We start from the raw sequence: 18,438 nt of genomic DNA on the forward strand, positions 1-18,438 counted from the left end.
GGCTGTTCACGTGCGACGGCTCCCGGGCCGCGCACGCTGTTCTGCTTGTGAACCAGAGAAGGAGCCCTGTGGCCGCCCCGACGCCTCGCAGTACCGAGCTCGACCCGACGTACAACGCCCGCAACCTCTTGGTGCTCGAAGGCCTGGAGGCGGTCCGCAAACGGCCGGGGATGTACATCGGCTCGACCGACAGTCGCGGCCTGATGCACTGCCTGTGGGAGATCATCGACAACGCCGTCGACGAGGCGCTGGCCGGTCACGGCGAGCGGATCGACGTGGTGCTGCACAACGACGGCTCGGTCGAGGTCCGCGACAAGGCCCGCGGCATCCCGGTCGACATCGAGCCGAAGACGCAGCTCAGCGGTGTCGAGGTGGTCTTCACCAAACTGCACGCCGGCGGCAAGTTCGGCGGCGGGTCGTACAACGCCTCCGGTGGTCTGCACGGTGTCGGCGCCTCCGTCGTGAACGCGCTGTCCGCGCGGCTCGACGTCGAGGTCGACCGCGGCGGCGTCACCTGGACCACCTCGTTCCGCCGTGGTGTGGCCGGCGAGTTCGACGGCGAGGGCGCGAACGCGGGCTTCACTCCGTCGGTCGGCCTGCGCAAGGCGGGTCGCGCCAAGCGGGGCTCGGTCGGCACCCGGATCCGGTACTGGGCGGACCGGCAGATCTTCACCAAGGACGCCACCTTCAACTACGACGAGCTGGTCACCAGGGCGCGGCAGACGTCGTTCCTGGTGCCCGGCCTCGAGCTGGTCGTGCGGGACGAGCGCGGCGACGAGCCGACCGAGGAGTCGTTCAAGCACGAGGGCGGGATCAGCGAGTTCTGCGAGTTCCTGGCCACCGACCAGCCGGTCACCGAGGTGGTCCGGCTGACCGGAACCGGTCACTTCACCGAGACCGTGCCGATGCTCGACGACGCCGGCCACATGACGCCGACCGACGTCGAGCGCGACCTCGAGGTCGACATCGCGGTCCGCTGGGGCGACGGCTACGAGACCGAGCTGCGGTCGTTCGTGAACATCGTGGCGACGCCCAAGGGCGGCACCCACGTGGCCGGCTTCGAGCGGGCGCTGCCGAAGGTGTTCACCAGCGCGCTCACCGGCACCCGGCTGCTGAAGAGCGGCGAGGAGCTGATCAAGGACGACGTGCTCGAGGGCATGACGTCGGTGGTGACGGTCCGGCTGTCCGAGCCGCAGTTCGACGGCCAGACCAAGGAAGTACTCGGTACTCCGGCCGCTTCGCGGATCGTCGCGAAGGTCGTGCAGACCGAGCTGGAGGCGTTCCTCAGCTCGACCAAGGGCGCGGCGAAGGCCCAGGCGCGCGCGGTGATGGAGAAGGTCGTCGCGGCCTCCCGGACGCGGGTCGCGGCCCGCCAGCACCGCGAGCTGCAGCGGCGCAAGACGGCGCTGGAGTCGTCGGCGCTGCCGGCCAAGCTCGCCGACTGCCGCAGCAACGACGTCGACCGGTCCGAGCTGTTCATCGTCGAGGGTGATTCGGCCCTCGGTACGGCGAAGCTGGCCCGGAGCTCGGAGTTCCAGGCACTGCTGCCGATCCGGGGCAAGATCCTGAACGTCCAGAAGGCCTCGGTCGGCGACATGCTGAAGAACACCGAGTGCGCCTCCATCATCCAGGTGGTCGGCGCCGGCTCGGGCCGCAGCTTCGACCTGGAGCAGGCGCGCTACGGCAAGATCATCTTCATGGCCGACGCCGACTCCGACGGCGCGCACATCCGCTGCCTGCTGGCGACGCTGTTCTTCCGCTACATGCGCCCGCTGGTCGACGCGGGCCGGGTCTACACCGCCGTACCGCCGCTGCACCGCTTCGAGCTGACCAACCCGAAGAAGGGGCAGGACAAGTACATCTACACGTACTCCGACGCGGAGTACCAGCGGAAGTCGGCCGAGCTGATGAAGAAGGGCGTCAAGTGGAAAGAGCCCCCGCAGCGCTACAAGGGTCTCGGTGAGATGGACGCCGACCAGCTCGCGGAAACCACGATGGACCCCCGCCACCGCACGCTGCGCCGGATCACCGTCGACGACGGCGAAGCAGCAGCCGGTGTCTTCGACCTGCTGATGGGCAATGACGTGGCCCCCCGCAAGGAGTTCATCGTCCAGGGTGCCTACGAACTGGACGAGAACCGGATCGACGCCTAGGCGTTGTCTTCGGAGCGGTGTGCGGCGTCGAGCCAACTGGTCACGACGCCGTATGCCGCTTGTCTGGCTTCCAGCTGGCTGAGGAAGACGTCGTGGCGGGTGCCGGGGACGACCTCGACGGTCGTCCGCGGGCCGAGGCTGGGTGCCCAGCGGGCGATCTGCTTGACGTCGAGGACGAGGTCGGCCCGGTCCGCGGCCTCGGTGTACGACTTGGTGAAGTGGGTCTTGTCGGAGTGCAGGACGAGGGTCGGCACGCCGGTGTCGATGCCTTGGTGGACCGTGCGGTGGCCTCGGCGGACGGCGTTGAGCCAGCCGACGGTGACCGGGAAGCCGATCAGCGGTTTGAGGGCCGTGTCGAAGTCCCATTCGCCGGTGCCGGAGACGTGGATCGAGTTTCCGTAGACGCCGCCGACGGGGGCGGGCAGGACGCGCTTCGGGATGACGCGGGCCAGGGGGATCAGTGCCCAGGTGATCGGGCCGCGGAGCATCGGGCTGCCCTGTTGGTCGAGCCAGGGGCTGTTGAGGACCGCTGAGTCGACGGGAGCCGGGCGGCCGTTGCGGCGTCGGCGGTTCAGCCAGAGCGGGACGATGAGGCCGCCGGTCGAGTGGGCGACGACCGTGATCGGCAGTTCGGGGTGCGCGCTGGTGATGAGCTCGATGCTTTGGTCGAGCTCATCGTCGTACAGGGCCAGGTCTGAGACGTAGTGGGCGATCTGGCCCGGGCGCCGGGCCCGGCCGCACTTGCGGAGGTCGAGCGCGTAGAAGGCCGCACCTCGGTCGGTGAAGAAATCGGCGAGGCCGGTCTGGAAGAAGTAGTCGGCGAAGCCGTGGACGTAGAGCACCACGCGGTTGGGCTCGGCCGGTGGCGTGCGTCGTACCAGGGTTGCTTCGACCTCGCCTTCGCCGTCCGGGTCGGCCCCGAGGGCGATGGTGTGCTGCTGATAGTCGTCGCCGAGGACGTCGGGCTTCCAGGTGGGAGTCATCGGGATCTTTCTCGCTCGATGGACCGGACTAGGGGAAGGAAGATCTCGTCCACGATCTCTGTGATCACGTCGTCCGGGACCGGTTTGAGGGTCATCAGGGCTTCGTGGCGGTACAGGTCGAAGGGTAGGGAGCGGATCCGCGGGGTGAGGCAGGCGGGGTCCAGCTCGCCGCGGGCGGCCGCACGGTCAAGGATCACGTCCGTGCCGGTCGCCCTGTCCTGGAAGGCGTTCTCGCGCAGGTCGGCCGGGCTGGTGCCGGTCTCCTGGAAGTACGGGCCGAGGTAGTACGTGAGCAACACCGTGAAGCCTGCCCGGTGCTGGTTGGCGAAATGCATCAGCTCGATCAGGTCTCCGCGCAGCGAGCCGGTGTCGGGTGGCAGTGGGAGGTCGCGCAGCATCCTGTGGTCGACGGCGGCGCGGACCAGGTCGGCCTTGGTCGGCCAGCGACGGTAGATGACCGGGCGGCTGGTGCCGGCCCGGTGGGCCACGGCGTCGATGGTCAGCGCGGCGTACCCGGTCTCGATGAGCTCGTCCCAGGCTGCCGCCAGCAGCGCCTGTTCGAGTTCGGCGCCACGGCGGCGGCGTACCGGCTCTGTCTCAAGATCCACTTGCGTATCTTATCGCATCGACCTATCGTGGAGATAAGAAACAGTCGCGTATCTAATAGGGGCCGCCACGTGTCCGAGCAAACCGCCACCACCGGCATCGATCCACAGCTCAAGAAGCTGGCGATCGCCCTCGTGACGGGGGTGATGGCGGTCATCCTCGACACGACGATCGTCAGCGTCGGGCTGCATGACCTGGGTGCCGCGCTCGGCGCGTCGGTGTCGACCCTGCAGTGGGTCAGTACGGCGTACCTGATCGCGATGTTCGTCACGATGCCGATCACCGGCTGGGCGCAGAGCCGGCTGGGCAGCAAGCGGCTGTGGTTGATCGCGCTGAGCGTCTTCACCATCGGCTCGCTGCTGTGCGCGCTGGCCTGGGATGTGACGAGCCTGATCGTGTTCCGCGCTCTGCAAGGCGTCGGTGGCGGCGTGATGCTGCCGCTGATGTCGACGATCCTGATGCAGGCGGCGAAGGGCCGGAACCTCGGTCGCTTGATGGCAGCCGTCAGCCTGCCCGCCGCTATCGGCCCGATCCTCGGTCCGGTGGTCGGCGGCATCATCCTGCACTACGTCAGCTGGCACTGGATGTTCCTCGTCAACCTCCCGCTCGGGGTCGCCGGTCTGCTGCTCGCGCTCCGGTTGTTCCCGGCGGGGGAGCCGGGCCGGCGGGTGCGGCTGGACGTCGTCGGGCTCTTGCTGGTCTCGCCGGGTGTGGTCGGGGTGATCTACGGGCTCAGCAAGGTCGGCGAGAGCGGTGGGTTCGGCCATTCCGAAGTACTGGTGCCGATGATCGCCGGGGTCGCTCTGCTGGCGGCGTTCTGGTGGTGGGCTGCTCGGCGTGGTGAGCAGGCTCTCATCGACCTGCAGTTGTTTCGCCATCGCGCGCTCGCCGTCTCGACCGCCTTGCTGTTCCTCACCGGCATCGCCCTGTACGGCGCGATGCTGTTGCTCCCGCTGTACTGGCAACAGATCCGGGGCGAGGACGCGTTGGGCGCCGGCCTCCTCTTGGTGCCGCAGGGGATCGGCGCGCTGGCCTCTCGCTCGCTGGCCGGCCGGCTGACCGACAAGATCGGCGGACGCTGGGTGGCCGTCACCGGCTTCGTGGTGATGACGATCGCGACCGTGCCGTTCGCCTTCGCGTCGGAAGAGACGAACACCTGGTTCCTGATGGTGGTCCTGCTCGTCCGCGGCCTGGGCCTGGGAGCAGTCGTCATCCCGCTGATGACCGGAGCGTACGTCGGCCTCGACCACGACGAGATGCCGGACGCCAGCATCATCACCCGGATCGCCCAGCAGGTCGGCGGCTCGTTCGGCACCGCAGTCCTGGCCGTCATCCTCACCACCGCGGCGACCACATCCGCCAGACTCTCCGATGCCTACGGCACAGCCTTCTGGTGGGCCACCGGCTTCACAGCCGTCGCAGCGTTACTCTCCCTGCTCCTCCCGAAACAGAGTGTGAAACCCTGAGCAGGTGCCCCGCCTCGCCTGCTTCGACCTGGACAACACGCTGATCGATCGGGATCGGGCCTTCCGCGACTGGGTCGAGTGGTGGGTGCGGCGCGAAGGGCTCGGGCCGGAGGCGGTGGACTGGCTGCACGAGCACGACGGCGGTGGATACCGGCCGCGCGAAGAACTGTTCGCGAGCGTGAAGGAACGCTTCGGGCTCGACGCCGACATCGCCACGCTGGTCGATGCCTACGACCGCGATTACCCGGTGTTCGCCTCGATCGACCCTGCCGTGGTGCCGGGACTGGCCTCGCTCCGTACTGCGGGGTGGCGCGTCGCCGTGATCACCAACGGCGGCGTTGCTCAGCAGTCGATCAAACTGGAGCGGACCGGGATCGCGGCGGTCGTCGACTACTGCTGCATCTCCGAGGCGGTCGGGGTGCGGAAGCCCGATCCGCGGATCTTCAAGATCGCCGCCGCTCGGACGGGCGCGACGCTGGCCGATGGCTGGATGGTGGGGGACCACCCCGCGTATGACATCGCCGGCGGGATCGCGGCTGGGCTGTCCACGATCCTGATCGGCAACCATCATCCGGCAGCGGCTACGCCGGATCGGGTGCCCACGCATCACTTCGCGTCGGTGCTGCAGGCGTTCCCGGTGATTCTCGCGTCCTGAGCCGTGGCCCAGGGCGGCCCGGCTGGTACAGGATGTCCGCCATGAGCTACCTGCCGCCGCATGGGCGTGTGCTGACGCCGTACTTGTGTTGCCGCGATGCTGCCAAGGCGATCGACTGGTACGGCGAGGTGTTCGGCGCGCGGCCGACCGAGACGCCGTTCGTCGGTGCGGACGGCCGGATCGGTCATGCCGAGCTGGAGATCGACGGGACCGCCTTCATGCTGTCCGACAGCTACCCCGAAGCCGGTGTCGAGGCACCTGCCACGGACAGCCTGCCGACCTATGCGTTGAACCTGTACGTCCCGGATGTCGACGCTACGGTCGCCGCTGCCGAGAAGGCCGGCGCGGTGATCGAGAAGCCGCCGGCCGACACCTTCTTCGGAGCCCGGTCCGCCACCTTGCGCGATCCCTTCGGCATCCGCTGGTCGGTGGCCACTCACCTTCGCGACGTCGGGCAGGAGGCCCTGGACGCCGCGAAGGCGAGTTTCGCCGGGGGTTAGCCGAGGGCGGCGCGCAGTACCGCGTGGGCGCCTTCGACGATCTGGTCGCGGTTGGCTTCGTACGTCGGGTCGGTGATCGCCGTCGTGTTGGCGGCGTCGAACTTGAGCACCGGTACGTGCAGATGACCGGCCGGCATCGACGGATCGCGAAGGTCGCGCTGCAGGGTGTTGCGGTACGCGACCTCGTTGCTGAGGTAGCCACCACCGGCGCCCTCGGAGGCGATCGAGCCCGGGGTCGGACCGTCGGGGCGGCGTACCGGGAGAGTCTCGCCGGCCGGGATCTCCAGGACCGAGGTGTTCACGCGGGTCCGGAACTGGGCCGGCACCGTCGCGCCCGCCATCCGGGCGAGCGGCAGGCTCGAGGTGAGCCACTCCGGTCCGGCCGGCATGCTCGGTGAGACGACCGGCGCGTTGATCGTGCCGCCACCCCACAGGTTGTTGTTGTCGCCGATCGAGCTGACCGAGCGGCGACGCCCGTTGAACGCCTCCAGGTCGAAGATCCCGACCCGGCCCTGGCTCATCGTCACCACGAGATCCGCGTGCTGGGGACCGCCGCGGTAGTGCGGGGCGAGCGCGTTCTCGACCATGTTCTCGTCGAAGTCGGTGTAGCGGACCGGGAAGACGACGGTCTGGATCTCGTAGGTCTTGCCGTTCACCTTCCAGCGCTGACCGTCGAGCGTGAGCGCGTTCGCGCCGGACGGGTTGCCGATCCGGATGTCCGCGTCGAGCGTGAACGGATCGAACCCGGTGACCAGGATCTTCTGGACGCCGGGGGAGAACCGCGTGCTGGTGATGCCACGCGACGAGTACTCGAGGGTGCGGATCAGCTCCGCGCGTTCCGCCGTACCGAGGGTGAAGTGGTCCGGCTGCCACTGGCGGAGTGCGAGCGCCATCGAGATGCGGGCCCAGTACAGGCCGCGGTCGTCGGTGGACGGCAGGGCGGGCGCAGCCTGCGGGTGCTGGGCTCGGTGGGTGGCAGTGCGCCACAGCACCTCACCCTGGACGCGCACGAGAGCGCTCGCGGCGGCACGGTTCGGCGCTGCGCACAGCAGCTTGCTGAACAAGGCCACCTGGCGGTCGAATCCGGACCGGGCCAGGATCTCGGCCGGTACCGAGGGGCCACCGGCGACACCGCGGCCGAGGCGCTGCTCCTCGACCGTCCCGGCGGTGCCGGAGTCGAAGCAGGTGGGCTTGAGGGTCTGGTCGGCCACCGGGGTCGCGGTGGCGACGGGAGCGGTGGTCAGCGCGGTCGTGAGGGCCAGCGCGCCGAGCAGGACGAGGCGGGGAAGAGAGCTTGGGCGGAGTCTCATACGTGATGTCTATCAGATTCCGGGAGCGATACCGAGAGATCCGAACAGACTTGTCTATGGCAGACAGTATGCAACGCACTACCGTCTGAGATGGCGTCGCCCAACGCCGTGTGTCCTGTGAGGAGCTTTCCGTGACCGAACCTGCCCCGACCCGCCGCCACTTCCTGACGGCAACCGCCCTGGCCGCCGCCGGTACGACGCTCGGCGCCGCCGCCCTCACCGCGTGCGCCGCCAACGACCAAGGCGCCAAGAGCAACACGACCCAGACCCCGGCGGTTGCAGCGCCCGCCGGAGGTGGTGGACCGGCCGTCGAGCCACCGGTCACGACCGGCGAGCAAGCCCTGGAACGGCTCCAGGAGGGCAACGCCCGATTCGTCTCCGACCAGGCCGGACATGACGACGAGGGCACCGAGCGCCGGGTCGCCGTGAGTCAGGCCCAGCACCCGTTCGCGACGGTGCTCGGCTGCGTCGACTCCCGGGTGCCGATCGAGCTGGTCTTCGACCGTGGCCTCGGCGATCTCGTCGTGGTGCGCAGCGCCGGCGAAGTACTCGACCGCTCGGTCACCGGCAGTCTGGAGTTCGGTGTCGCCGAGCTCGGTACACCGCTCCTGTTGGTGCTCGGCCATCAACGCTGCGGTGCAGTCGACGCCACCATCAAGGCCCTCGACGCCGAAGGCGACATCAGCTACCTCGTGAAAGCACTCCAGCCGGCCGTCCAGCAAGCCGCCGGCCGCCCGGGCGACCGGCTCACCAACGCGATCCACGCCAACGTAGAACTCGTGCTTGCCCAACTCCGCAAGTCCACCGTCATCGGCCCACTGGAGAAGTCGGGCAAGCTCAAACTCGCCGGCGCGTACTACGAACTCGACACCGGCAAGGTGATCATCAGCTGACAGGCCCGAACCGCGCCCTGGTCGCCGCCGAGTACACGTCGTCCATCCGGGTCAGCGACTCCTGGGTGGTGAGTCGCTGGGCGTCCCTGCCCGCCTTCGGTGGCAGGAAGTCGACCAGGGGCGGCTCCACCCAGTCGAGGGCACCGGTCAACTTGCGGGCGACCGTGGTGCAGGTCAACGTGATCCGTGCGCCGGCCGGGATCGCAGCAGGCGCGGTCCAGGTGGCGACCGGACGGCCGACCACCTCGGTACGCCGGGGAAGCCCGTTGACCCTGCGCCCGAGTGAATCGCTCGCGGCGCTGACCGAAACCGACTCGAAGACGGCGCCGTCGAGGGTGACGCGAATCCGGGAACCGGCGGGGATCGCACCCGGGCCGACCGAGTGGACGGTGATTGTTGCCGGGTGCCACGCGTAGTACTGGTCACTCCAAGTCGCCTGCAGCCAGCCGGCGCCCAGCTGAACTCCCCAGGGCAGCCCGGCCTTGGCTGCTGGCTTGCTGAGGGTCTGGGCGGTGACGGCGCCACCAGGCTCAGAGAGCTTGACAGCGGTTGGCCGTGGGTCCGTGATCAGGTCGGTGGGGTACCGGTCGCGAACGAGCCCGCCGGCCCGGACCGTGTAGATACCCGCCGACAACTCAGGGAGACGCAGCTCAAGCTGCCCGCTGGCCGTGCTGGAAGCAACAGGGTGAGCCCGCACCGGGATGACCCGCTCACCACTGACGAGGACGGCACTCGGCGCGGCGGAGTAGAGGCGGCTGTCGTACGTGATCGTGAGGGCCGTGCCCGCGGCTACACCACTCGCGCCAACCGTGAGCAATGCCCCCAGCTCAGGCGGCATCCGGACAGCAGAGCCGTCCTTGCTGTGAACCAGCGCCGCAGCCTGCGAGCCAAGGCCATTCACGCCAGGCCCCGCAACAGCCGTCGCCGCGGCGAGCGCCGGCTCGAGCACAGGCACGGCAACCACCGCAGTACCAGCCAGCGCGCCGGCCAGAACCGTACGGCGCTGGACTCCATCGGTAGAAATAGTCATCAGCAGCCTTCCGTGTGGATCGTCGTCGTCATCCCTGCGCCGCCAGCATCCGCGCGAACACCTGTCCACAGATCCGCGCTTCCTCGGGAGTAGGCAGGGAGTCCGCGCCGGCGGCCTGCAGCAGCAGGAAATCCGTGACCGGGAAGTTGTGCCCGATGAGGTCGATGCCGTCGGCCACCTTGCTGAAGGCGGCGATCACGTTCGCCTCCGACCGGTCGAAGCGATCGGCGTAGAACTTGGCGACCCGGGCGCCGGCACCGAGCTTCAGCACCTCGCGCGACGCCGCGGACAACCCCTGGCTGTGTTCGACGATCGGGCGGCCGATCAGGTACGCGTCGCAATCGGCGACGACGTCCGCCCACTCGAACCCGCCGGCGCCCTTCGGAACACCGATCCGTGCCGTCAGATACTGCGCCAGGTCGAGGCCCGGGTCTGTCTTCCGGTCCCGGTCGTACGATCCCCAGACCTGCAGCAGATCCAGCGGCCAGCCGCCCAGGTCGCCATAGCTGTAGTCGTCCTTGGCAGTGGAGACTCCCCAGTTGGTGTACCCACGCAGGGTCGCCGCGAAATGCTCGAAATCGCGGGCCGTGGCCGGCTTGTTCGGGCTGAGCCGGCCGAGCTCCGCTTCGCACGCGGACCGGGCGAGCACCTCGAGGCCGTCGTCCTGGGTCGCCGTGTAGACCGGCCAGAGCGCGCCGCCCCAGTACCGCGGCTTCTGCATCCAGTGCGCGATGTAGTCGTGGATCCGGTGGGCGAACTGTTTGATGTCCTGCCCGGGGGTACTGCCCTCGATCAGGGCGCGCTCGCAGGCGACCTCCGCGCGGCAGACCCACTCGAAGAAGGCGTCGAAGCCGGTGGGGCTGGCTGAGCCGTCGCGCTCGATCGGGGGTGAGACGACCGAGGACAGGTTGATCGGGGTGGCCCGGTTCGACACCACGTCCTTGTCGATCCCGAACGGCCGGCTGCCCGGGAAGTTGTTGTCGATCTCGACGATCTGGTTGTAGTGCCACTTGGCCGGCATCGGGAAGCCCATGTTGCCGGAGAAGCCGGTGGACATCCCGGCGACGAAAGCACCCTCGGCCAGTTGCTTGTCATCGATGATGATCGAGCAGACGTTCCGGGTGCCGTAGACGCCGACCCGCAGGTGCATGCTGAGCGAGGTCTCGAAGGCGTCGTTGACGCCCTGGAAGTAGTCGGCCACCGGTCCGTGGATCGTCTCGCCCAGGGCATCGAAGTCGACCGAGAAGAACACCAGGCTGTCGGCCGGCAGCCCGAGCGTGCGGCAGCGCTCGAGCGCTTCGATGCCGTGCGTATGGCCGTTGATCCAGTTCATCTCGGCGGGTGAGTCGTTGAAGCGCTGGTGGATGGGCAGCAGGGTGAGGCCCGCGTCGCGCAGCCCGTCGAGCTCGGCCGCGGTGATGAACTTGCCCGCTCCCACGGTGTAGCGCCCGACCGTGGTGTACCCGGCCTGCACGGCGCCGACCGCCTCGGACGGCGTGAGCTGCTGGTTGGTGTCGAACCCTTTGGTGGCGATGTTGGTGTCGCCGGAGGAGACGACCAGCGCACACCAGGTGCTGTAGTCGCCGGCCAGGGTGACGGGCAACTCCATGAACGACTGGAAGCTGCGGGTGTGTTCGAGGGTGGCGTTGTCGAAGGTCCCGTTGAAGGGGCTGTCGTACCCGTTGAACCGCAGGCTCGCCTGGTACAGCCGGACGAACCGCTTGGGGCCGTCGGTGGCGCCCGGGGTGACGGTCGCCTTGGTCCGGATGCCTTCCCGGGTCCCCGGCCCGAAGTTGCCGTTGGCAACACCGTCGGCCATCCCGATCTCGTACTGGAGTCCGTACAGCATCGCGGTCTGGACCGCGCGGCCGTAGATCCCGTCGCAGGGCACGACCGCGAAGTCGGCCCGATCGAGGTAGGTCCCGTTCAGCCAGCGCTGGACGTCGCGCACCGAGGCGCTGCCCGGGCCGAGCTTGATGTACGCGTCCATCGTCAGCAGCGAGGCCATCAGCTTCACGTCGACGTACGGGTTCGAGTCGCCGAGACCGATGTCGTCACGGACCCAGCCGACCGACTGGGCCAGCGGCCCCCAGCTGACCGTGGTGCCGGGCAGACCCGGATAGCCCTTGCACCACAGCGCCGCGCTGAGCAGCCGCAGGACGTTCTCGTTGGTCGTCCCGCCGTCGATCCGGCCGATCTGGGACTTGAACCGCGCGGTCGTCGTCGGCCCGAACCCGGACGTGACCGGCGAGATGCCGAGCTCGTGCTGCAAGCCGCGGGTCAGCCCGTACATCGTGGGCCAGCCGGTCTGTCCGTCCTGGTCCAGGGTCACCCACCCATCGACGCCGCCGTAGGTCTGGTTGAGCCATTGCTGCGCCGCTAGAACCTGGGAATCCACCTATGCACCTTTCCAGCTGGGAAGTCGACAGACTGTAACCAGCTGGTCCGGATGCGTGGGAGGCGTTTCGAGCCAGGTCTAAGCGTTGGAATCAGGTGATCTGGTCGAGCAGGCCGGTGTCGACGTCGTACATGAAACCGCCGACCAGGATGTCGTCGCCGATCAGCGGGTGCTCGCGGACGGCGGCGACGTCGTGGCGCAGCGCCTCGAGCTGATCCGGGATGACGTTGAGCGGCAGGTAGCCAGCCGGTTTGCCGGCCGCCAGCTCGACCTTGGCGCGCATCTCGTCCTCGGTCATCGAGGCCATCGCGCAGCGGGTGTGCGGCACGACCATGATCCGCTTCACGCCGAGCAGCTGGACGCCGAGCACCAGGCCGGTCAGGGTCAGCTCGGTGACCCGGGCGCCGGCGCTGCGCAGTACCTTCATGTCGCCCGGCTTGAGGCCGAGCAGCTCCAGCGGCGGGATCCGGGAGTCCATACAGGTGACGAAACCGATGCCCGCGTGGGCGATCCCGTCGAAACCGCTGTACTGGAAGTTCTTGCTGTACTCCGCGTTGGCGGCCAGCAGATCGTCGAAGTCGCGGGGCGTCGGGCTCATCGGGCAGGTCCGGGGGTGACAGATGCGGCACGCAGGATCGACATGGCGAAGGGTTCCTTTCCGCAGGACTCCGGGCGGGGTGGATCGGCGGACTCGCTGATCACCTCGACGGTCCACAGCCGCCCGTCGCGGTGCCTGACCGTCACGGTCTCCAGGTCTTCCGCCACGACGCGGAGGGCGTCGAGTCCGGCCTCGCCGATGAGGTCGCGGACAGTGATCTCGGCGAGCTGGCCGCGCTTGGTCCAGGTGGACCGGCCGCGCAGCTTCTCGAGGACGGTCTCACCGCGGTCGGCCGCGGTGAGAATGGCTCCGGCCGTCTCCACGTCGAGCTGGCCGTACATGATCCCTGCGGGCAGCAGAGTAGCGGTCGGCGCGAACCGGTGCCCGCCCAGGTGGTTCGCCTCCCACACCCGGCCGGGCGCCTGGGCGGCCAGCGCCGTGACGATCGGCCGGCCGAGCAGGGCGCAGCATTCGTCGCGCTTGCCGTTGGTACAGACCAGCAGGATCGGTTCGTTGACCGGGGCAAGCTCTGGCAGCGAGCGGATCGCCGCGTCGCGGTCGCCGCGGCTGACGGCCTGGAGGTCGAGTGCCAGGAGCTGCTTCGGGTCGGCGACGCAGCCGCCGAGCAGCCAGGTCTGGCCCGGCACCGTGCTCGCGACGTACACCTGGTGTGAGCGCGGTACGGCGTCCGCGTGCCTGCCGGGGGAGCGGATCAGCCCGAAGCGCAGGTCCGCCTTCTTGGCGTCGGCGTCGATCTTGGCGCCGAACCCCGGATCGAGGTGGCTCTGGGTGGGTGCCTTGTTACCCCACGGGCCCGGTTGCTCGACGACCAGCCAGCCGGTGGCGACCACCGCCGTACCGGGCATCGGCTCCCGCAGGTCACGGCAGAACGTCGAGCACAGGCCCGGTCTACCGCTGTTTGTTGCACTCACAAGCATCACGGTACGCGAGCGGACACCTTGTCCCCATGACCACCGTCACCTGTGGACAGTGCCGCGCCGCCCGAGCAGAAGGACGGCCAATACCGCGGCTGCGAACGCGCAGACCGCCGCTCCGGTGAAGATCGTGTGAACTTGTGAAATGGCGGCGTCCTGCAGTGCGTCGATGAACGGACGGCAGCTGGTCGGGGCCTTGCCCGGGCACAGGTCGTTCGGTGCCGGCAGGTCGTCGACGATCGTGTAGTAGCGGCGTAGCCCGAGGGCGGTCAGCGCCGAGACTCCGATCAGCATGCCGACCATCCGGGCGACGACGACCAGGGCGCTGACGAGTCCGTGGCTGTCTGGTCTCGTGGCGCCGAGGATGGCGGTGTTGACCGGTGACAGGGCGAGACCGAAGCCGAAGCCGCAGACGAGCAGCGCGATGGTGGCCGGTGCGTGCTTGAGCGCGTCCTTGTCCCACAACGCCATCAGGACGAACATGGCCCCGGCCAGGCTGAGTCCTGCGCCCGTGATGAGGCCTAGTCCGTACCGACGGGTCAGCCAGCCGCCGACTACTGCGCCGATGGGCAAGGCGATCAGGAAGCGCAGCAGGACGAGCGCGGCCGCGAGCTGGCCGCCGCGCTGCGTAGTACGGGCGAAGACGGGGACGTCGACCAATGCAGCGATCAGGGCCGATCCGATGAGGAAGCTGACCACCAGTGAACCCCAGGCCGGCCTGGCGCTGAGCAGACCGGGCGGGACGATCGCCAGTGGGCTGCGGCGCTGCCAGAGCGCGAAGAGGCCGGCGAAGACTGCAGCGCCGGCCAGTAGCCACGGTCCGGCGGGTGCCATGACCTCACGCTCAGGATCAGCGGTAGCGAAGGCCAGCACGACGCCCGCCAACGCGCAGGCGAGGAGGAGCGCGCCTAGCAGATCCACGCGCTTCACCAGGTCCTTCAGGCTCCCGCGCGCTTTGAAGAGGATCAGAGCGAGCCACAGGACCAGCAGTACGAGTGAGACGACACCGATGGGCGTAAGCAGCCGGGAGTCGCCAGTGAACGGTACGAAGGGCAGGCCTAATGTGATGCCGGTGGCTAGTCGCTCTGGTGCCGTCAGTGTGAGCCCGAGCGCTATGCAGGCCAGCAACCCGACTGCGGCCGACAGCGGCGGTCGCTGGAGCCCGCGGAGCAGCAGGGCGAGGACGACGGCGACTGTGAGGTTGAGCCAGAAGATGTAGCGCCAGTCGGCGATAGCGAGCACGGCTGCACCCAGCAACGGACCCAGGACCGAGCCGAGCTCCTGGACCGCTCCCACGATGCCCAGTGGGAGTCCTCGCTTCTCCGCAGGCCAGAGGTCGGCCACGAGGGCAAGCGTCGCCGGTACGAGACCACCGCCGCCGACGCCTTGCAGGAAGCGGCCGGTGACCACCAACGACAGGTCGTAGGCGCTGGCGGTGATGAGGGAGCCCACTGCGAAGAGGACCAGCGCGCCGACCAGTACCGGCGTACGGCCGACCATGTCCGCGATCCGGCCGATCAGGGGGAGTACTGCTATGTAGCCGAGCAGGAAGCCCGACAGGATCGGGGCGGCCCGCTGCAGTTCGTCCGCAGACAGGCCGACCCCGGACATCATGTCGGGCAATGCCAGGACGACGACGTAGGTGTCCGCCGCCGCGAAGGCGACCGCGACCGACGCGAGAGTCAGCCGCGCCCTGGGGCTCGCCGTCACGGCTTGGTGATCTCTACCTGCTCGCCGTACTTGTCGAAGGTCACGTCGTAGCTGCTGGTGGCGCCGTCGTAGTACGGGCCGGTGATCGTCGCCGACACCAGCTGCTTGGTGTCCTTGTCGATCTTGAAGGTGCTCGGGAAGTCCTGGTCGCCCGGCGCCTTCGGGAAGATGCCTTGCAGCGTCTTGCCTTCGACTGAGCCGGTGACCTCGGTCAGCACCTTCGCGCCGTCGCGGGTCTCGCCCTTGATCTTGGCGTCCTTCAGCGTCGGCAGCACCGACGTGAGGCCCTTGGCCGGGTCGAGCAGGATGGCCGGGTCGGGCGCGCCCAGACCCGCCAGCTGCGACGGCGGTAGTTCGGTGTACTTCGGCAGGAACGGCAGCTTGGCGTAGACCTTGCTGCCGACCGCGACGACCTCCGCATCGATCGGCGAGCCTGCGGTCCGTACCGTCAGCTTGCCCTTGAACGCCGGAGCGTGGGTGGCGACGCCGTCGCCGCTGGCGAGCACCTGACCGGTGCTCGGCAGATCCCGTCCGGTGATCACGATGTGCACGCTCGCGGCGTCGTCGATCGTCTTCTTGACGTCGGTCAGCAGGGAGACCGCGTCGTCACCGGTCTTGGCCCCGGCATCGTCCTTCTTGTCGCTGCAGCCGGCCAGTGACACCGTCAGCACGAGGGCCGCGCCGAGCGCGACGAGCTTCTTCATGGGGTCAGCCTGCCAGGTCTGCGGCAACCGCCGCGATCGGCTGAGCCACCGGTACGCCGGAACCGTCGCGGCGGGGGTCCAGCGGGGGAAGGTCGACCGGGGCGCCGCTGTTGGCGCTGGCCTTGACCGGGGCCGCGCCGGCGAAGGCGAGCAGCAGCCCGTCCTCGCCCTTGAGCAGCCGGTGGCACCGGACACCGCCGGTCGCCCGGCCCTTGCCCGGGTACTCGCTGAAGGGCGTCACCTTGACCTGGCCGACCTCGGTGCCCGGCAGCGCCGACGACGAGCCCGAGATGGTGACCAGGACCGACTCCTTGGCCGGGTCGACGGCGCCGAAGTACACGACCTTCTGGCCGGCCGCCAACCGGATGCCGGCCATACCGCCCGCGGTCCGGCCCTGCGGACGTACCGCGGAAGCGCTGTAGTGCAGCAGTTGCGCGTCGCTGGAGACGAAGACGAGCTCTTCCTCACCCGTGGTCAGCTCGACCGCGCCGACGACCTCGTCGCCGTCGTTGAGCCGGATGATCTCCCACGAGTCGCGGTTGCTCAGGTGATCCGGAGTGACCCGCTTGACGACACCTGTCGCCGTACCGAGCGCGACGCCGACCGATTCCGGGTCCATCGTGGTGAGCGCCAGCGCCTTCTCGCCCGCGTCCAGCGAGATGAACTCGGCAACCGGCGCACCGCCTTGCAGGTTCGGCGCGGAGGCGGTCGTGGGGATCCCGGGCAGGTCGAGCGACTCCAACCGGATCAACCGCCCGGCACTGGTGATCAGCCCGTACTGACCGCGCGCGGTGCTCTTGATCGCGGAGACGATCGCGTCGTGCTTGGCGCGGCCTTCGCCGGTACCGAACGGCTCGACGCCGTTGGTCCGCGCGAGCAACCCGGTGGAGCTCAGCAGCACCCAGCACGGGTCGTCGGTGACCTCGAGCGGCACGGCGGCGGTCTTGGTCGCGCCGGACGACTCCAGCAGGACCGTCCGCCGGGGAGTGCCGTAGGTCTTGGCGACGTCGGCGAGCTCCTCGGAGACGGTCTTCTTCAGCAGCGTCTCGTCGTCCAGGATCGCCGACAGCTTCTCGATCTCGCGCTCGAGCTCGCCCTTCTCGGTCTCCAGTTCGAGCTTGGAGAACTTGGTCAGCCGGCGCAGCGGCATGTCCAGGATGTAGTTGGTCTGCACCTCGGACAGGTCGTAGATGTCCATCAACCGGGTCCGCGCGGCGGCCGCGTCGTCGCTGGTCCGGATGATCTGGATGACCTCGTCGATGTCGAGGATCGCGACCAGCAGACCGTCGACGATGTGCAGCCGGTCCTGCGCCTTCTTGCGGCGGAACTCGGTGCGCCGGCGCGTCACGTCGTAGCGGTGGCCCAGGTAGACCTCGAGCAGTTCCTTCAGGCCGAGCGTGCGCGGCTGGCCGTCGACCAGGCAGACGGCGTTGATGGAGAACGAGTCCTCCAGCGGCGTCATCTTGTAGAGCTGCTCGAGCAGCGCCTCGGGCACGAAGCCGTTCTTGACCTCGATCACCAGCTGGGTGCCGTGCGCCCGGTCGGTCAGGTCCTTGACGTCGGCGATGCCCTGCAGCTTCTTGGCCTGGACCAGCGTCTTGATCTTCTCGATCACCTTCTCCGGGCCGACCGTGTAGGGCAGCTCGGTGACCACGATGCCCTTGCGCCGCGGGGTGACGTTCTCGATCCGGGCGGTGGCGCGCATCTTGAAGCTGCCGCGGCCGGTCAGGTAGGCGTCCTTGATGCCTTCCAGGCCGACGATCTTGCCGCCGGTGGGCAGATCCGGGCCGGGGATGAAACGCATCAGGTCGTCGACATCGGCGCCCGGCGTCTTGATCAGGTGCCGCAGCGCCTGGATCACCTCGACCAGGTTGTGCGGGGCCATGTTGGTCGCCATGCCCACCGCGATGCCGGCGGCGCCGTTGACCAGCAGGTTCGGGAAGGCGGCCGGGAGTACGGACGGCTCTTCCTCGCGGCCGTCGTAGTTCGGCTTGTAGTCGACGACGTTCTCGTCCAGGCCGTTCGTCATCGCGATCGCGGACGGGGCCATCCGGCACTCCGTGTACCGCATCGCGGCGGGGCCGTCGTCGAGCGAGCCGAAGTTCCCGTGGCCGTCGATCAGCGGCAGCCGCATCGACCACGGCTGCGCGGTCCGGACCAGCGCGTCGTAGATCGCGCCGTCACCGTGCGGGTGGTACTTACCCATCACCTCGCCGACGACGCGGGCGCTCTTGACGTGACCGCGGTCGGGCCGGATGTTGTTCTCGGCCATCGAGAACAGGATCCGGCGCTGGACCGGCTTCAGTCCGTCGCGGGCGTCCGGCAGGGCCCGGGAGTAGATCACCGAGTAGGCGTACTCCAGGAAACTGCTGCGCATCTCGTCGGAGACGTCGACATCGAGGATGTGCTCCTCGAAGTCCTCGGGTTCGGCGGTGCTGCTGGTACGGCGTGCCATGCGGGTCTACGTACTCCTCATCGACTCAGCTCACGATCGAGC

General features: G+C 68.7%; 15 protein-coding genes. 5 read left to right on the forward strand and 10 right to left on the reverse strand.

From position 1 onward, the window contains the following. The first annotated feature begins 68 nt into the window (after positions 1-68). Positions 69-2,153 (forward strand): DNA gyrase/topoisomerase IV subunit B, encoded by a 2,085-nt coding sequence (locus ABD116_RS32355; protein WP_343979072.1) that lies wholly within the window; start codon positions 69-71, stop codon positions 2,151-2,153. Here the strand turns inward: ABD116_RS32355 and ABD116_RS32360 are convergent. After that, entirely contained in the window at positions 2,150-3,136 is a 987-nt protein-coding gene (locus ABD116_RS32360; protein ID WP_343979074.1) for an alpha/beta hydrolase, read from the reverse strand. The two genes, ABD116_RS32355 and ABD116_RS32360, sit on opposite strands and share 4 nt — an antisense overlap. Further along, entirely contained in the window at positions 3,133-3,744 is a 612-nt protein-coding gene (locus ABD116_RS32365; protein ID WP_343979076.1) for a TetR/AcrR family transcriptional regulator, read from the reverse strand. Before ABD116_RS32365 ends, ABD116_RS32360 begins: the two co-directional genes overlap by 4 nt. Positions 3,745-3,813: 69 nt before the next feature. Here ABD116_RS32365 and ABD116_RS32370 point away from each other — a divergent pair, with 69 nt between their 5' ends. The 3 genes from ABD116_RS32370 to ABD116_RS32380 are packed head-to-tail and all read left to right on the forward strand — an operon-like array spanning position 3,814 to position 6,363. Then, positions 3,814-5,208 carry an MDR family MFS transporter gene (locus ABD116_RS32370; protein WP_343979079.1) on the forward strand — a complete coding sequence of 465 codons (1,395 nt, stop codon included), beginning with the start codon at positions 3,814-3,816 and terminating at the stop codon, positions 5,206-5,208. A gap of 4 nt (positions 5,209-5,212) precedes the next feature. After that, complete coding sequence (locus ABD116_RS32375; RefSeq protein WP_343979081.1) at positions 5,213-5,863, forward strand: HAD family hydrolase; 651 nt, start codon at positions 5,213-5,215, stop codon at positions 5,861-5,863. A 41-nt stretch (positions 5,864-5,904) separates the two neighbouring features. Then, positions 5,905-6,363, forward strand: a complete 459-nt coding sequence (locus ABD116_RS32380; RefSeq protein WP_343979084.1) for a VOC family protein — start codon at positions 5,905-5,907, stop codon at positions 6,361-6,363. Here the strand turns inward: ABD116_RS32380 and ABD116_RS32385 are convergent. After that, positions 6,360-7,673, reverse strand: a complete 1,314-nt coding sequence (locus tag ABD116_RS32385; protein WP_343979087.1) for a pyroglutamyl-peptidase I — start codon at positions 7,671-7,673, stop codon at positions 6,360-6,362. The genes ABD116_RS32380 and ABD116_RS32385 overlap by 4 nt on opposite strands. A gap of 131 nt (positions 7,674-7,804) precedes the next feature. On the opposite strand from ABD116_RS32385, the gene ABD116_RS32390 reads away from it, so the two are divergent. Further along, positions 7,805-8,566, forward strand: a complete 762-nt coding sequence (locus tag ABD116_RS32390; protein ID WP_343979089.1) for a carbonic anhydrase — start codon at positions 7,805-7,807, stop codon at positions 8,564-8,566. Here ABD116_RS32390 and ABD116_RS32395 read toward each other — a convergent pair. The 7 genes from ABD116_RS32395 to ABD116_RS32425 form a co-directional block, all read right to left on the reverse strand. Continuing rightward, positions 8,559-9,596, reverse strand: coding sequence for a hypothetical protein (locus ABD116_RS32395; protein ID WP_343979091.1), 1,038 nt, complete (start codon positions 9,594-9,596; stop codon positions 8,559-8,561). The two genes, ABD116_RS32390 and ABD116_RS32395, sit on opposite strands and share 8 nt — an antisense overlap. A 28-nt stretch (positions 9,597-9,624) precedes the next feature. After that, the gene (locus ABD116_RS32400; RefSeq protein WP_343979093.1) at positions 9,625-11,994 is read right to left on the reverse strand and encodes a glycoside hydrolase domain-containing protein; all 2,370 of its coding nucleotides are present in this window, start codon (positions 11,992-11,994) and stop codon (positions 9,625-9,627) included. A 91-nt stretch (positions 11,995-12,085) separates the two neighbouring features. Continuing rightward, the gene (locus tag ABD116_RS32405; RefSeq protein WP_343979096.1) at positions 12,086-12,592 is read right to left on the reverse strand and encodes a beta-class carbonic anhydrase; all 507 of its coding nucleotides are present in this window, start codon (positions 12,590-12,592) and stop codon (positions 12,086-12,088) included. Next, positions 12,589-13,530 (reverse strand): ferredoxin family protein, encoded by a 942-nt coding sequence (locus ABD116_RS32410; RefSeq protein WP_343979498.1) that lies wholly within the window; start codon positions 13,528-13,530, stop codon positions 12,589-12,591. Before ABD116_RS32410 ends, ABD116_RS32405 begins: the two co-directional genes overlap by 4 nt. A 39-nt stretch (positions 13,531-13,569) precedes the next feature. Continuing rightward, complete coding sequence (locus ABD116_RS32415) at positions 13,570-15,237, reverse strand: MFS transporter (RefSeq protein ID WP_343979099.1); 1,668 nt, start codon at positions 15,235-15,237, stop codon at positions 13,570-13,572. Beyond that, entirely contained in the window at positions 15,234-15,941 is a 708-nt protein-coding gene (locus ABD116_RS32420) for an LppX_LprAFG lipoprotein (RefSeq protein ID WP_343979102.1), read from the reverse strand. The genes ABD116_RS32415 and ABD116_RS32420 overlap by 4 nt, the downstream gene beginning before the upstream one ends. 4 nt (positions 15,942-15,945) lie before the next feature. After that, positions 15,946-18,396, reverse strand: coding sequence for a DNA gyrase/topoisomerase IV subunit A (locus ABD116_RS32425; RefSeq protein WP_343979105.1), 2,451 nt, complete (start codon positions 18,394-18,396; stop codon positions 15,946-15,948). Positions 18,397-18,438 lie beyond the last annotated feature (42 nt).

This window comes from Kribbella koreensis (genome assembly GCF_039525325.1).
GTDB classification, from domain to species: domain Bacteria; phylum Actinomycetota; class Actinomycetes; order Propionibacteriales; family Kribbellaceae; genus Kribbella; species Kribbella koreensis.

What these genes read in the sequence shown, in the direction of transcription:
- ABD116_RS32360 (WP_343979074.1), bottom strand. Translation starts at nt 3,136, where the DNA reads ATGACTCCCACCTGGAAGCCCGACGTCCTCGGCGACGACTATCAGCAG.
- ABD116_RS32380 (WP_343979084.1), top strand. Translation starts at nt 5,905, where the DNA reads ATGAGCTACCTGCCGCCGCATGGGCGTGTGCTGACGCCGTACTTGTGT.
- ABD116_RS32385 (WP_343979087.1), bottom strand. Translation starts at nt 7,673, where the DNA reads ATGAGACTCCGCCCAAGCTCTCTTCCCCGCCTCGTCCTGCTCGGCGCG.
- ABD116_RS32395 (WP_343979091.1), bottom strand. Translation starts at nt 9,596, where the DNA reads ATGACTATTTCTACCGATGGAGTCCAGCGCCGTACGGTTCTGGCCGGC.
- ABD116_RS32405 (WP_343979096.1), bottom strand. Translation starts at nt 12,592, where the DNA reads ATGAGCCCGACGCCCCGCGACTTCGACGATCTGCTGGCCGCCAACGCG.
- ABD116_RS32410 (WP_343979498.1), bottom strand. Translation starts at nt 13,530, where the DNA reads ATGCTTGTGAGTGCAACAAACAGCGGTAGACCGGGCCTGTGCTCGACG.
- ABD116_RS32420 (WP_343979102.1), bottom strand. Translation starts at nt 15,941, where the DNA reads ATGAAGAAGCTCGTCGCGCTCGGCGCGGCCCTCGTGCTGACGGTGTCA.
- ABD116_RS32425 (WP_343979105.1), bottom strand. Translation starts at nt 18,396, where the DNA reads ATGGCACGCCGTACCAGCAGCACCGCCGAACCCGAGGACTTCGAGGAG.